The organism is Pseudomonas sp. Marseille-Q1929 (assembly GCF_017316265.1).
Taxonomy (GTDB): domain Bacteria; phylum Pseudomonadota; class Gammaproteobacteria; order Pseudomonadales; family Pseudomonadaceae; genus Aquipseudomonas.
The window spans coordinates 17,909-31,193 of record NZ_JAFLWU010000005.1 but is presented as its reverse complement, the minus strand read 5'-3'; the positions used below and the strand labels follow the sequence as shown (position 1 = coordinate 31,193).

General features: G+C 62.4%; 13 protein-coding genes. 10 read left to right on the top strand and 3 right to left on the bottom strand.

What is annotated here, in order from left to right; genetic code table 11:
• Positions 1–49: 49 nt before the first annotated feature.
• The gene (locus J1G37_RS08655) at positions 50–1,585 is read right to left on the bottom strand and encodes an HDOD domain-containing protein (RefSeq protein WP_207041126.1); all 1,536 of its coding nucleotides are present in this window, start codon (positions 1,583–1,585) and stop codon (positions 50–52) included.
• A gap of 167 nt (positions 1,586–1,752) precedes the next feature.
• Here J1G37_RS08655 and motA point away from each other — a divergent pair, with 167 nt between their 5' ends.
• Positions 1,753–2,604: a flagellar motor stator protein MotA gene (motA, locus tag J1G37_RS08650; protein ID WP_207041124.1), complete on the top strand. Its 852-nt coding sequence runs from the start codon at positions 1,753–1,755 to the stop codon at positions 2,602–2,604.
• 3 nt (positions 2,605–2,607) lie between these two features.
• Positions 2,608–3,624: a flagellar motor protein MotB gene (gene motB / locus J1G37_RS08645; protein ID WP_207041122.1), complete on the top strand. Its 1,017-nt coding sequence runs from the start codon at positions 2,608–2,610 to the stop codon at positions 3,622–3,624.
• Between the two features lie 51 nt (positions 3,625–3,675).
• Here motB and rsgA read toward each other — a convergent pair whose 3' ends face one another.
• Positions 3,676–4,707: a small ribosomal subunit biogenesis GTPase RsgA gene (gene rsgA, locus J1G37_RS08640; RefSeq protein ID WP_207041120.1), complete on the bottom strand. Its 1,032-nt coding sequence runs from the start codon at positions 4,705–4,707 to the stop codon at positions 3,676–3,678.
• A gap of 108 nt (positions 4,708–4,815) precedes the next feature.
• Here rsgA and orn point away from each other — a divergent pair, with 108 nt between their 5' ends.
• Together orn and J1G37_RS08630 are read left to right on the top strand one after the other, a co-directional pair.
• Positions 4,816–5,358: an oligoribonuclease gene (gene orn, locus J1G37_RS08635; RefSeq protein ID WP_003171343.1), complete on the top strand. Its 543-nt coding sequence runs from the start codon at positions 4,816–4,818 to the stop codon at positions 5,356–5,358.
• A gap of 181 nt (positions 5,359–5,539) precedes the next feature.
• On the top strand, positions 5,540–6,157 hold the full coding sequence (locus J1G37_RS08630; protein WP_207041344.1) for a trimeric intracellular cation channel family protein: 618 nt from the start codon (positions 5,540–5,542) through the stop codon (positions 6,155–6,157).
• Here the strand turns inward: J1G37_RS08630 and queG are convergent.
• Positions 6,154–7,218 (bottom strand): tRNA epoxyqueuosine(34) reductase QueG, encoded by a 1,065-nt coding sequence (queG, locus tag J1G37_RS08625; RefSeq protein ID WP_207041118.1) that lies wholly within the window; start codon positions 7,216–7,218, stop codon positions 6,154–6,156. The genes J1G37_RS08630 and queG overlap by 4 nt on opposite strands.
• 63 nt (positions 7,219–7,281) lie before the next feature.
• Here queG and J1G37_RS08620 point away from each other — a divergent pair, with 63 nt between their 5' ends.
• The 6 genes from J1G37_RS08620 (at position 7,282) to hfq (ending at position 13,279) form a co-directional block, all read left to right on the top strand.
• Entirely contained in the window at positions 7,282–8,142 is an 861-nt protein-coding gene (locus J1G37_RS08620; protein WP_207041116.1) for an NAD(P)H-hydrate dehydratase, read from the top strand.
• Entirely contained in the window at positions 8,130–8,600 is a 471-nt protein-coding gene (gene tsaE, locus J1G37_RS08615) for a tRNA (adenosine(37)-N6)-threonylcarbamoyltransferase complex ATPase subunit type 1 TsaE (protein ID WP_124525549.1), read from the top strand. Before J1G37_RS08620 ends, tsaE begins: the two co-directional genes overlap by 13 nt.
• Before the next feature lie 15 nt (positions 8,601–8,615).
• Positions 8,616–10,037, top strand: coding sequence for an N-acetylmuramoyl-L-alanine amidase (locus J1G37_RS08610; RefSeq protein WP_026136555.1), 1,422 nt, complete (start codon positions 8,616–8,618; stop codon positions 10,035–10,037).
• 14 nt (positions 10,038–10,051) lie between these two features.
• Positions 10,052–11,953, top strand: a complete 1,902-nt coding sequence (gene mutL / locus J1G37_RS08605) for a DNA mismatch repair endonuclease MutL (protein ID WP_017734957.1) — start codon at positions 10,052–10,054, stop codon at positions 11,951–11,953.
• Positions 11,953–12,924 carry a tRNA (adenosine(37)-N6)-dimethylallyltransferase MiaA gene (gene miaA / locus J1G37_RS08600; protein WP_207041114.1) on the top strand — a complete coding sequence of 324 codons (972 nt, stop codon included), beginning with the start codon at positions 11,953–11,955 and terminating at the stop codon, positions 12,922–12,924. The genes mutL and miaA overlap by 1 nt, the downstream gene beginning before the upstream one ends.
• Positions 12,925–13,018: 94 nt before the next feature.
• Entirely contained in the window at positions 13,019–13,279 is a 261-nt protein-coding gene (gene hfq / locus J1G37_RS08595) for an RNA chaperone Hfq (protein ID WP_016976904.1), read from the top strand.
• Positions 13,280–13,285: the final 6 nt, after the last annotated feature.

Here is a 13,285-nt window from a genome sequence, read left to right as displayed (position 1 = left end):
TCCTGGGCACAAATGTTGGCGATAAAGGACCGCGATTGTAGCGCAAGCATCAGGCGCTGCGGTTGGTAAAGCAGTGCAGGGCCTTCTCGATGCATTGTGCCGTTTTGCCGAAGGCTTGCACGGTGGTTTCCGAGAACGGCCCGCCGCCCTGGTCGGCCACCATCAGCATCACCACCTTGCCGTTGCAGCTCAGGGAGCGCAGCAGCAGGTGTTCGCCGGTGAACAGGCGGCGCAGGATCGGCGGCAGCAAGGCCGAGAACTGCGCGTGGTTGTCCGGGGTGAGACGCACCTGCGCGGACTTTTCCAGCAGGCGTTGCAGCAGGGTGCTGTTGGTCACGTCCAGGCTGAGGTTGGCGGCGTCCTTGGGCAAACCGTCGGCTTGATGCACGCGCAGGGTGCTTTGGGCGCGGTCGGTCATCAGCAGCATGACCCGCTGCATGCCACTCGCCACCAGGGCTTCCTTGGCGCAGGTGGTCAGGTGCATGGCGTTGGCGAAGCGGCTTGGCTCCACCAGCAACTCGGTGCAGCGTTTGCGCCATACGGCCAGGGATTCGGCGGTGGGCGGCGGTGCGGGCAGCAGGCCGCGATGGATTTTTTGCACATGCCACGGCCAGATCAGCGACAACGCCGGGTGCCACAAATCCGGCATCAGCGTGGTGCGCGCGCTGGTCACGGCTTGCTGGTGCACCTGCTGCTGCACATCGCCCAGCGGCTGTTGCAGGTACAGCGCGGTGAGGTATTGCCAGCGTTCGGTGTGCGGGCAGGTCCAGGATTCCTGGGCCGACATTGCCAGGCCGTTGGCCAGCAGCACGGTGTTGGCCGGCTGGTTCAGCCAGCGCCGCAGGTTGGGTTCGGCGTCGAGCAATTGCTGCTGGCGCAAGGCGTCGTCTTCGCGGGCGATGTGCAGCGCCTTGACCAGCAAACGCTGCTCCTTGAGCAGCAGGTTGTAGCCCTGGGAGACCCAGATCGGCAGGTGCCAGGCTTCGGTCAAGCCCAGGCACAGGTCCAGCAGGCGTAGCCCGAACAATTCCTGCTCGACCTGGCGCGCCGACTGGCCTTTGTGGATCACCCGCAGTTCCCATTCTTCGAGGAGCTTGGGGTAGGCGACCGCCATCGGCCACAGCGGTGACAGAAACAGCAGACTGCCCCAGTGAATGTCCTGCCACAAACGCGCCAGGCGGCTGGCGAACAAACCGTTGGCTTGTTGCGAGGCGTGCTGGCTGACCAGCAGCAATTGGCGCAAGGCCACGGGAATCTCATGGGCCGGCACCGACGGCAGGCGCGCCAGCAGCTCTTCGGCGCGTTTGAGGCCGAGGCGGTTGAGCGCCACTTCGAGGTTTTCCGCCGGCTCGGTGAAACTGCCGTGGGTATGGCTGTTGGCCTCGCGCATCACGCTGAGGACCAACGCCGGGCTGTTCTGCATCAGCTCGGCAATATCTCGCAACGAACTGCGACTATCGCGGATGCCTTTGCACACGCGCTCGTGGCTGGCCTGGGGGACGGGCAGCAGCACATCGTCCAGGCGCTTGATCCAAGCAGCGAGGGAAGTGGGTTTTGCAGTTGGGACTGTCGTTTCATTAGCCATGATTGGGGCGCGATCATCACTTGCGGTCAACACGCCCGGATCGGGCCGAACTGGCTTTTCGCCTTAACGGGCTATAGTCTGGCGCAGTTTTGCCGATAAGTAGAACAAGAGTTTTGCAGTTCCTCCAAATATGTCCATGAACCCGACGGCGCAAGTACAGATCCCCTATGGCTAAAATTATCGGCATCATCGTCGTCTTCGCAAGCGTGCTCGGCGGGTACGTCCTGTCCCACGGTAAAATTGCCGCGCTGATCCAGCCTTTCGAGGTGTTGATTATCGGTGGTGCGGCGTTGGGCGCGTTCCTGCAAGCGAACCCCGGCTACATGACCATGCACGTGATCAAGAAGTCGCTGGGCATGTTCGGTTCGCGTTTCACCCACACCTTCTACCTGGAAGTGCTGGGTCTGGTGTACGAGATCCTCAACAAGAGCCGCCGCGAAGGCATGATGGCCATCGAGGCCGACATCGAAGACGCCGCGGCGAGCCCGATCTTCGCCAAGTACCCGGCCGTGCTCAAAGATGAGCGCATGACCGCCTACATCTGCGATTACCTGCGCATCATGTCTTCCGGCAACATGGCCCCCCATGAGCTGGAAGGCCTGTTCGACATGGAATTGTTCAGCCTCAAGGAAGAACTTGAGCATCCTTCCCACGCCGTGACCGGCATCGCCGACGGCATGCCCGGCTTTGGTATCGTCGCGGCGGTACTCGGTATCGTGGTGACCATGGCCTCCCTGGGCGAAGGCGACCAGGCGGCCATCGGTATGCACGTAGGTGCGGCACTGGTCGGTACCTTCTTCGGTATTCTCGCAGCCTACGGTTTCTTCGGTCCGCTGGCGACCTCCCTGGCCCACGACGCCAAGGAAGAAATCAACCTGTACGAATCGATCAAGGCCAGCCTGGTAGCGTCCGCTTCCGGCATGCCGCCATCGCTGGCGGTGGAGTTCGGTCGCAAGGTGCTGTACCCGAAGCATCGCCCAAGCTTCGCCGAGCTGGAACAAGCGGTCCGCGGTCGCTAAGCCATGGAAAACAACCAGCCGATAATCATCAAGCGCGTCAAGCGCTTCGCTGCGGGGCACCATGGCGGTGCCTGGAAAATCGCCTTCGCCGACTTTGCGACGGCGATGATGGCGTTCTTCCTGGTGCTGTGGCTGATGTCCACCGCCACGCCGGAACAAAAGATCGCCATCGCCGGTTACTTCAAGGACCCGATTGGCTTCTCGGAAAGCGGCACGCCCTTCGTCATCGACCTCGGCGGCTCGCCGCAGTTGGCGCCGGAGCGCACCATCAACCCCGAGATCAAGACCGAATCGCCGCAGGAAAATATCCCAATCGAGCGCGATACCGTCGAAGCCATGGCCGAGCAGGTCGAGCAGGAACGCCTGGAACTGTTGCTGCAAGAGTTGCAGACCAAGGTCGACGAGAACCCGCAACTGCTGAAATTCAAGGACCAGATTTCGTTCGAGATCACTCCGGACGGCCTGCGCATCCAGATCACCGACGCGGCCAACCGGCCGATGTTCGACTCTGGCAGCGCACGCTTGAAGCCGTACTTTGAAGACATCCTGCTGGCCATGGCCGACACCATCAAGGCGGTGCCGAACAAGATCAGCATCAGCGGCCACACCGACGCCAAGCCGTACTCGGGCCAGGGCGACTTCGGCAACTGGGAACTCTCGGCCAACCGCGCCAACGCCGCCCGCCGCGCGCTAGTGGCCGGCAGCTACCCGGACCCGCAAGTAGCGCGCGTGGTGGGGTTTGCCTCGTCGCAGCTGTTTGATCATGAAGACCCGTTCAACCCGATCAACCGCCGCATCGACATCGTGGTGCTGACCAAAAAGGCCCAGCGTGCGATTGAAGGTGATCAACCCAAGCCAGCTCCGACACCGGGTGCGGGTGCGCCAGGTGAAGTGCCGGCTGACCCGAATGCGATCCCGCCGGGGCAAGAGCCATTGCCGGCCCATGAGCTGCGGCAGAAGTTGAATCTGTTTGATGATGGTGGGGTGAAGGATCCTACGGTGCCTAAGGCTGGTTCTTAAGCTGCATAAATAAAAAGGCCGCGATGATCGCGGCCTTTTTGTATCGACGGTTTAGTAAGTGCTTTCAGGAAGACTTGCAATAATCGACCGATAGCTATTCATCCGCTGCTGCTGCACACGCCCATCTTCTAGGGCCTTGAGCAACGCACAACCCGGCTCGCGGTCGTGTTTGCAGTCGCGGAAGCGGCAGGTGCCGATCAGGTCGTTGAACTCGATAAAGCCCGCTTCCACATCGCTGCGGCTGACGTGGCCGAGGCCGAATTCACGGATGCCCGGGGAGTCGATCAGCTCGCCGCCGCCCGGGAAGTGGAACAACCGCGCCGTGGTGGTGGTGTGGGTGCCCTGGCCGGACAGTTCCGACAGCGGGCCCACGCGGGCGTCGACTTCCGGCAGCAGGCTGTTGACCAGCGAGGATTTACCCACGCCAGACTGGCCGACAAACACGCTGATACGCCCGTCCAACTGCTGTTGCAGCTGTTCCATGCCATTGCCGTGATGGGCCGAAACCTCCAGCACCGGGTAACCCAGGGTGCGGTAGACCGCCAGCAGCGCATTCAGCGCCGGGGCGTTCTGTTCGTCGATCAGGTCGAATTTGTTCAGCAGCAACAGCGGGCGGATGCCGGCATGCTCGGCGGCTACCAGGTAGCGGTCGATCAGGTTGGCATGGGGCTCGGGCAGCGGCGCGAACACGATCACGATCATGTCGACGTTGGCGGCGACTGGCTTGAGCTGGCCGCGACTGTCGGGGCGACGCAGTTCGGTGGTGCGCGGCAACTGGGCGACGATCACGCCGATGCCCTGGTTGCCGGCACGCCACACCACCTTGTCGCCGGTAACCAGCGCTGGCAGGTTGGCGCGCAGGTGGCAACGGAATACCTGGCCGGCCAGTTCGCCTTCCAGCGCCTCGACTTCGACCTGCACCCCAAAGTGCGCGATCACCAGGCCCGTTTGCTCGGGGCCCAGGTCGCCGCCCTCAAGCGCTTCCACGGCGGAGGATTCACGTTTGGCGGCGCGAGCGGCGCGTTCACCTTGAATCTTTTCGATGCGCCAGTTTTGGCGACGATTGAGCTGGCGTTTGGCCATTGGTGTTCCGTGTCGATAATGCAAAGGTTGGGTAAAACGGTCGCGAGTCTAGCACGGCCCCGCCTGCTAAACTGCGCAGCTACGCCAAGGTGCCAAGAGAATCAAGCCATGCAAAACCCACAGAACCTGATTTGGATCGATCTGGAAATGACCGGTCTGAACCCCGACACCGACGTCATTATCGAGATGGCGACCATTGTCACCGACAGCAACCTCAACACCTTGGCCGAAGGTCCGGTGATCGCCATTCACCACAGCGACGCCGTACTCGCCACCATGGATGAGTGGAATACCCGCACCCACGGCAACTCCGGCCTGACCCAGCGCGTGCGCGACAGCCGTATCAGCATGGCCGAAGCCGAAGCCGAGACCATCGCTTTCCTGGAAAAATGGGTGCCGAAGGGCAAGTCGCCGATCTGCGGCAACAGCATCTGCCAGGATCGTCGCTTCCTTTATACCCATATGAAGGGGCTGGAAAGCTACTTCCACTACCGCAACCTGGATGTGTCCACCTTGAAAGAGCTGGCCGCGCGTTGGGCGCCGGAAGTCAAAGACAGCTTCCATAAAGGCAGCACCCATCTGGCGCTGGATGATATTCGCGAGTCGATCGCCGAGTTGCAGCATTACCGCAAGCATTTCATCAAGGCTTGATTTGTCGGCGCCTGAACCGGCGCTATCGCAGGCAAGCCAGCTCCCACAGTTGACGGCATTCGCAAATCAAAATGTGGGAGCTGGCTTGCCTGCGATAGAGGCGACGCGGTCTTTCGCCAGGTGCCCCCTTTTGGTGCCATCACCAAATGATTAGACTGCGCGCCTCTTTGCAAGGATCGCCATCATGTTGTTGATGCTCTACCTCATCGCCATCACTGCCGAAGCCATGACCGGCGCCCTGTCCGCCGGGCGGCGCGGCATGGACTGGTTTGGCGTGGTGCTGATCGCCTGCGTGACGGCGTTGGGCGGCGGTTCGGTGCGTGACGTGCTGCTGGGGCACTACCCGCTGACCTGGGTCAAACACCCGGAATACCTGGTGCTGACCTCGGTCGCGGCGCTGGTGACGATCTTTATCGCCCCGCTGATGCGCCATCTGCGTTCGCTGTTCCTGGCGCTGGACGCCGTGGGTCTGGTGGCCTTTACCTTGATCGGCTGCATGACCGCCCTGGAAATGGGCCACGGCATGCTGGTGGCCTCGGTCAGCGGCGTGATCACCGGCGTGTTCGGCGGCATCCTGCGGGATATCTTCTGCAACGACATCCCGCTGATCTTTCGCCGTGAGTTGTACGCCAGCGTGTCGTTCCTCGCCGCCTGGTTCTACTTGCTGTGCCTGTACCTGGAGCTGCCCAGCGAGCAATCGATTCTGCTGACCCTGTTCAGCGGCTTTCTCTTACGCCTGCTGGCGATCCGTTTTCACTGGGAAATGCCCAAGTTCGTCTACAACGACGACGTGCACTAGCGCGTCGCGTGCTGGTTCAGCGCCCATTCCACATGTTCGCGCACCAGCTCCGACGGATACTCCCGCCGCGCCTTCAAGGCTTCCAGCACCGGAATGCTCGACGGCGCATTGCCCAGGCCCACCGCCAGGTTGCGTAGCCAGCGTTCATAACCGGCGCGGCGTAGGGGCGAGCCTTCGGTGCTGCTGAGGAATTTATCCTCGTCCCACATAAACAGCTCGGCCAGCTCGGCGTTGTCCAGGTTGTGGCGCGGCTTGAAATCGCTCTCGGTGGTGGCGCGGGCGAAACGATTCCATGGGCACACGATCTGACAGTCATCGCAGCCGAACACGCGGTTGCCGATGAGTGGGCGCAGGTCTTCCGGGATCGCTGTCTTGAGTTCGATGGTCAGGTAGGAAATGCAGCGCCGCGCATCCAGCACATAGGGGCCGACGAAGGCATTGGTGGGGCAGATGTCCAGGCACGCGGTGCAGCGCCCGCAATGTTCGGTGCTGTGGGGCGCGTCCACCGGCAAGGGCAAATCGACAAACAGCTCGCTGAGGAAGAAGTAACTGCCGGCCTTGCGATTGAGTACCAGGGTGTTCTTGCCGATCCAACCCAGGCCGGCCTGTTCGGCGATGGCTTTTTCCAGCACCGGCGCGCTGTCGACAAACGCGCGAAAGCCGAACGGGCCGATTTGCGCCTGGATGCGATCGGCCAGTTGCTGCACGCGCTTGCGGATCAGCTTGTGGTAGTCGCGGCCGAGGGCGTAGCGGGAGATGTAGGCTTTTTCCGGTTTGGCCAGCAATTGCGCCATTTGCGTGTCGCCGGGCAAGTAGTCCATGCGCAGTGAGACCACGCGCAACGTGCCGGGCACCAGTTCGTCCGGGTGGGAGCGCTTGCTGCCGTGGGCGCCCATGTAGTCCATCTCGCCGTGGTAGCCGGCATCGAGCCAGCGTTGCAGGTGCTGCTCATGCTCGGCCAGGTCCAGGCCGCTGATGCCGACTTGTTGAAAGCCCAGTTCGCGGCCCCAGTCTTTGATCGATTGGGCGAGGGCGGGCAGATCGGAGGTAATAGCAGGCATGAGACACGGGAAACCACAGGTTAGATGCGTATAATTCTGCCAGACATCGGAGCTTGAAGACGCATGCCGCAGACAAAACACCCAATTACCGACGTTCAGCCCCTGTTGCCCGGCGATTTGCCGCAACTGGCTGCGCGTTCCCCGGATGCCCATAAAGGCCAGTTCGGCCACCTGCTGGTGATCGGCGGCGACCGTGGCCTGGGCGGCGCAGCGCTGCTGAGCGCCGAAAGTGCGTTGCGCAGTGGCGCTGGCCTGGTCTCCCTGGCGACGCGCCCGGAGCACGTGCCCGCCGCGTTGGCGCGCTTGCCGGAAGTCATGACCGTGGGCGTGAGTTCGGCCAACCAACTGATGGGCTTGCTGGAAAACATCTCGGTCATCGTCATTGGTCCGGGCCTGGGCAATGCGGCTTGGGGCAAAAGCCTGTTGTCGGTCGCTGCCAACGCGCGCCAGCCACAAGTCTGGGACGCCGACGCCCTGAACCAGTTGGCCTCGGGCGGCGTCAGTCTTCCTGCCAACTCGGTGATTACCCCGCATCCGGGCGAAGCCGCGCGCTTGTTGGGTCTCTCGACAGCCGAGGTTCAGGCCGACCGCCTTAAGGTGGCGCGCGCGTTGAGCCAGAAATTCAATGCAGTGGCTATTCTCAAGGGGGCTGGCAGTTTGATTGCCAGTCCGGACGGGCGTATTGCGCGCTGTGACCAAGGCCATCCGGCCATGGCAACGGCCGGGCTCGGTGACGTGCTGGCCGGTCTGGTCGGGGCGTTGCTGGCCCAGGGCATGCCAGCCTATGAGGCCAGCTGCCTGGCCGTGTGGTTGCACGCCACGGCGGGAGATCGCCAGGGTAGTTTTGGTCGCGGGCTGGCGGCCAGCGACCTGATACCCGCCATTCGTCAATTGCTGGAGGAGCAGTCACCGTGTCTGAAGTAGTTCTTTTCCTCGCCGATGAAGACGCCATGGTTGCGTTCGGTCAGCGTATCGCCCAAGTGACGGCCGGCGCGGGGCTGATCTTTCTCGAAGGCGACCTGGGGGCGGGCAAGACCACGTTGTCCCGGGGGATCATTCGCGGGTTGGGCCATACGGGCGCGGTAAAAAGCCCGACGTTCACCTTGGTAGAACCCTACGAGATTGGTGCCATCCGCGCCTTTCACTTCGACCTCTACCGGCTGGTGGACCCCGAAGAGCTGGAGTACATGGGCATCCGCGATTACTTCGATGAGGATGCGTTGTGCCTGATCGAGTGGCCAGATAAAGGCACGGGCTTTTTGCCAAAGCCGGACCTGACCATTACCATTACGCCGCATGAGACAGGACGTCAGCTGAAGTTGTTGCCCCAAAGCGCGCGCGGCCAGTCGTGGTGCGCCGCTTTGGCATTGGAATTCAAATAATTGGTGGGGTTAGGTATGCGCTTTCGCGCGTTGGTTGCTGTCGTAGGGGTGTTGCTTGCGGCAATGACTGTCAATGCTCTGGCTGCTTCGCAGGTGAAAAGTGTGCGCCTGTGGCGAGCGCCGGATAACACGCGACTGGTGTTCGACCTGTCTGGCCCGGTCCAGCACAGTGTCTTTACCCTGACGGCGCCCGATCGCCTGGTGATCGACATCAACGGTGCGACCCTGGCCGCGCCGTTGAAAGTCTCCACCGCCAATACGCCGATTACCGCCATGCGCTCGGCCCAGCGTACGCCGACCGACCTGCGGGTGGTCATCGACCTGAAAAAGACCGTCACCCCGAAAAGCTTTGTGCTGGCGCCGAACGCCCAGTACGGCAACCGCCTGGTGGTCGATCTGTTCGACAACGCCGCCGATGCCAACCCGCCGCCAGCGCCACCGCCAAGTGTCGCGACGGTGCCTGCGGTGCCGGTCAACCCGACACAGCCGCAGGTCAAGTTGCCGCCGCTGCCACCGGCCCCGGCGGGCAAGCGCGACATTATCGTGGTGATCGACGCCGGCCATGGCGGCGAAGACCCGGGCGCTTCCGGCTCGCGCGGCCAGCATGAAAAAGACGTGGTACTGGCCATCGCCCGCGAACTGCAGCGCCAGGTCAACGGCATGAAGGGCTACCGCGCCGAGCTGACCCGTACCGGCGACTATTTCATCCCGCTGCGCGGGCGTACCGAAATCGCCCGCAAGAAGGGCGCCGACCTGTTCGTCTCGATCCACGCCGACGCCGCACCGTCCACCGCCGCGTTTGGCGCTTCGGTGTTTGCCCTGTCGGACCGTGGCGCCACGTCGGAGACTGCCCGTTGGCTGGCCGACAGCGAAAACCGTTCCGACCTGATCGGCGGGGCCGGTAACGTGTCCCTCGATGACAAGGACAAAATGCTCGCTGGCGTGCTGCTCGACCTGTCGATGACCGCCTCGCTCACCTCCAGCCTGAACGTCGGCCAGAAAGTCCTGAGCAATATTGGCCGGGTCACGTCGCTGCACAAACAGCGCGTGGAGCAGGCCGGGTTCATGGTGTTGAAGTCGCCGGATATCCCGTCGATCCTGGTGGAAACCGGGTTTATCTCCAACGCCAACGAAGCCTCGAAGCTGGCCAGCGCCAGTCACCAACAGGCCTTGGCGCGTTCGATCAGCGCGGGTATCCGTCAGTTCTTCCAGCAGAACCCGCCGCCGGGCACGTATATCGCCTGGCTGCGCGACTCCGGGAAAATCGCCCAGGGCCCGCGTGACCATCGCGTGCAACCGGGCGACACCCTGGCCATGCTGGCCGTGCGCTTCCAGGTTTCGGCCGCCACATTGCGCAGCGCCAACAGCCTGAAGACCGATGAATTGAAAGTCGGCCAGGTGTTGACCATCCCCGGCACCGAATTGGCAGCACAGTAATGAGTGAATCAGTCTTGAACAACGGCTCGCGCATCGAGCTGCTCAGCCCACGCCTGGCCAACCAGATTGCCGCCGGTGAGGTGGTTGAACGTCCGGCCTCGGTGATCAAGGAGTTGCTGGAAAACAGCATCGACTCCGGCGCCAAGCGCATCGATGTGGACGTAGAGCAGGGCGGCGTCAAGCTGCTGCGGGTGCGCGATGACGGCAGCGGCATCTCTTCCGATGACCTGCCGCTGGCCCTGGCCCGTCACGCCACCAGCAAAATTCGCGACCTCGAAGACCTGGAACGGGTGATGAGCCTGGGCTTTCGTGGTGAGGCGCTGGCGTCCATCAGCTCCGTGGCGCGCCTGACCTTGACCTCGCGCACCCGCAGCGCCGAACAGGCCTGGCAGGTGGAAACCGAAGGTCGCGACATGGCGCCCCGGGTGCAACCGGCGGCGCATCCGGTGGGCACTTCGGTGGAAGTGCGCGACCTGTTCTTCAATACCCCGGCGCGACGCAAATTTCTCAAGGCTGAAAAAACCGAATTCGATCACCTGCAAGAAGTCATCAAGCGCCTGGCCCTGGCGCGTTTCGATGTGGCGTTTCATTTGCGCCACAACGGCAAGACCATCCTCAGCCTGCACGAAGCCCATGACGAAGCCGCGCGTGCGCGCCGGGTGTCGGCGATTTGTGGCGCGGGCTTCCTGGAACAGGCGCTGCCGATTGAAATCGAACGCAACGGCTTGCGCTTGTGGGGCTGGGTTGGCTTGCCGACGTTCTCCCGCAGCCAGGCGGACTTGCAGTACTTCTTCGTGAATGGCCGCGCGGTGCGCGACAAGCTGGTGGCCCACGCGGTGCGCCAGGCGTATCGCGACGTGCTGTTCAACGGGCGGCACCCGACGTTTGTGCTGTTCTTCGAGGTCGACCCCTCGGTGGTGGACGTCAACGTGCACCCGACCAAGCACGAAGTGCGCTTCCGCGATGGGCGCATGGTGCACGACTTCCTCTATGGCACGTTGCACCGCACCTTGGGCGATGTGCGCCCGGATGATCATCTGGCTGCGCCGATCGTCACCGCCGTGGTGCGCCCGAGTGGGCCGGAGGCGGGTGAGTTTGGCCCTCAGGGCGAAATGAGCCTGGCCGGCAACCTGCTGCAATCGACGCCGCCGCAGCCATCGTTCGCCGCGCCGGGTTCTGGCGCGGGTGCAGGCTATCAATATCAATACACGCCGCGTCCGCAATCGGCTGTGCCGGTGGCTGAAGCGCAGGCGGCGTATCGCGAGTTTTTCGCGCCGCTGCCGGGTGCCGAGCCGGGTGCTGCGGTGGCCTTGCCGGAAGGTGGCGGTGATATTCCGCCGCTGGGTTACGCGCTGGCGCAGCTCAAGGGCATCTATATCCTGGCGGAAAACGCCCACGGCCTGGTGCTGGTGGACATGCATGCCGCCCACGAACGGATCATGTACGAGCGCCTCAAGATCGCCATGGCCAGCGAAGGCCTCAGCGGCCAGCCGCTGCTGGTGCCGGAATCCCTGGCGGTCAGCCAGCGCGAAGCCGATTGCGCCGAAGAACATGCCGCTGTGTTCCAGAAACTCGGCTTTGAGCTGCAACGCCTGGGGCCGGAAACCCTGGCTATCCGCCAGATCCCGGCGCTGCTCAAGCAGGCCGAGGCCAACCGCCTGGTCGCCGACGTGCTCGCCGACCTGATGGAATACGGCACCAGCGACCGCGTGCAGGCGCATATCAACGAACTGCTCGGCACCATGGCCTGCCACGGCGCCATCCGCGCCAACCGCCGCCTGGCACTGCCGGAAATGAACGGGCTGCTGCGCGACATGGAAAACACCGAGCGCAGCGGGCAATGCAACCATGGCCGACCGACCTGGACCCAAATGGGCCTGGACGATCTGGACAAACTGTTCTTGCGCGGTCGCTGATGAGTGCCTTGCCCCCCGCGATCTTCCTGATGGGCCCCACGGCCGCTGGCAAGACCGACTTGGCCATCGAGCTGAGCAAAGTGCTGCCGTGCGAGTTGATCAGCGTCGACTCTGCCCTGGTTTACCGGGACATGGACATCGGTACGGCCAAGCCGTCCAAAGCGCTGCTGGCCGAGTATCCGCATAAGCTGATCGACATCATCGACCCGGCCGAAAGCTATTCGGCGGCGGATTTCCGCACCGACGCCCTGGCCGCCATGGCCGAGATCACCGCGCGCGGCAATATTCCGCTGCTGGTGGGCGGCACGATGCTCTATTACAAGGCTTTGCAGGAAGGTCTGGCAGATATGCCGGCGGCAGACGCCCAGGTGCGCGCCGAGCTTGAGGAAGAGGCTGCACGCCTTGGCTGGCAAGCCTTGCACGACCAATTGGCGGCCATTGACCCGGTATCCGCCGCGCGCATTCACCCCAATGATCCGCAGCGCCTCAGCCGCGCGTTGGAAGTCTGGCGTGTGAGTGGCCAGACGATGACTGAACACAGGCTGAAACAAACTGCGCAAAGTGCCGACGCAGGCGCATCTGGACGGTCACAATTGCCCTATACTGTGGCGAATCTGGCCATTGCCCCGGCGAATCGCCAGGTGCTGCATGACCGAATTGCACAAAGATTCACAATTATGTTGGAACAGGGGTTCGTGGACGAGGTCGTAGCACTGCGTTCCAGAGGTGACCTGCATCTAGGGTTGCCTTCGATACGTGCTGTAGGCTATCGCCAAGTCTGGGAACACCTGGATGGCAAGCTGACGTCAGCCGAAATGCAGGAACGCGGCATCATTGCCACGCGCCAATTGGCGAAGCGCCAGTTCACCTGGTTGCGCAGCTGGAGCGATTTGCACTGGCTGGACAGCCTGGACAGCGACAATCTGTCACGCGCCTTGAAATACTTGGGAACGGTCTCCATATTGAGCTGAGTCCTTGCAATTGCCGTCTATCCTTGGGGGTGTGACGGCCTTGAGCTATCTATTTTCCGATTTTTTATTATTGATCCTTAAAGGAGTGCGGCACATGTCAAAAGGGCATTCGCTACAAGACCCTTACTTGAATACTTTACGTAAAGAGAAAGTGGGGGTTTCCATCTACCTGGTCAACGGTATCAAGCTGCAAGGCACGATCGAGTCGTTCGACCAGTTCGTGATCCTGCTGAAAAATACCGTCAGCCAGATGGTCTACAAGCACGCTATCTCGACAGTCGTTCCAGTGCGTCCAATCCGTCTGCCAAGCGCAGCGGGTGATGAAGCAGCTGACGCTGAGCCAGGTAACGCCTGATAGGAG

Excerpts from the sequence above, each read along its gene's own strand:
- J1G37_RS08610 (WP_026136555.1), top strand. The coding sequence starts at position 8,616 with ATGCGCTTTCGCGCGTTGGTTGCTGTCGTAGGGGTGTTGCTTGCGGCA.
- orn (WP_003171343.1), top strand. The coding sequence starts at position 4,816 with ATGCAAAACCCACAGAACCTGATTTGGATCGATCTGGAAATGACCGGT.
- motA (WP_207041124.1), top strand. The coding sequence starts at position 1,753 with ATGGCTAAAATTATCGGCATCATCGTCGTCTTCGCAAGCGTGCTCGGC.
- motB (WP_207041122.1), top strand. The coding sequence starts at position 2,608 with ATGGAAAACAACCAGCCGATAATCATCAAGCGCGTCAAGCGCTTCGCT.
- hfq (WP_016976904.1), top strand. The coding sequence starts at position 13,019 with ATGTCAAAAGGGCATTCGCTACAAGACCCTTACTTGAATACTTTACGT.
- miaA (WP_207041114.1), top strand. The coding sequence starts at position 11,953 with ATGAGTGCCTTGCCCCCCGCGATCTTCCTGATGGGCCCCACGGCCGCT.
- queG (WP_207041118.1), bottom strand. The coding sequence starts at position 7,218 with ATGCCTGCTATTACCTCCGATCTGCCCGCCCTCGCCCAATCGATCAAA.
- J1G37_RS08620 (WP_207041116.1), top strand. The coding sequence starts at position 7,282 with ATGCCGCAGACAAAACACCCAATTACCGACGTTCAGCCCCTGTTGCCC.
- J1G37_RS08655 (WP_207041126.1), bottom strand. The coding sequence starts at position 1,585 with ATGGCTAATGAAACGACAGTCCCAACTGCAAAACCCACTTCCCTCGCT.
- rsgA (WP_207041120.1), bottom strand. The coding sequence starts at position 4,707 with ATGGCCAAACGCCAGCTCAATCGTCGCCAAAACTGGCGCATCGAAAAG.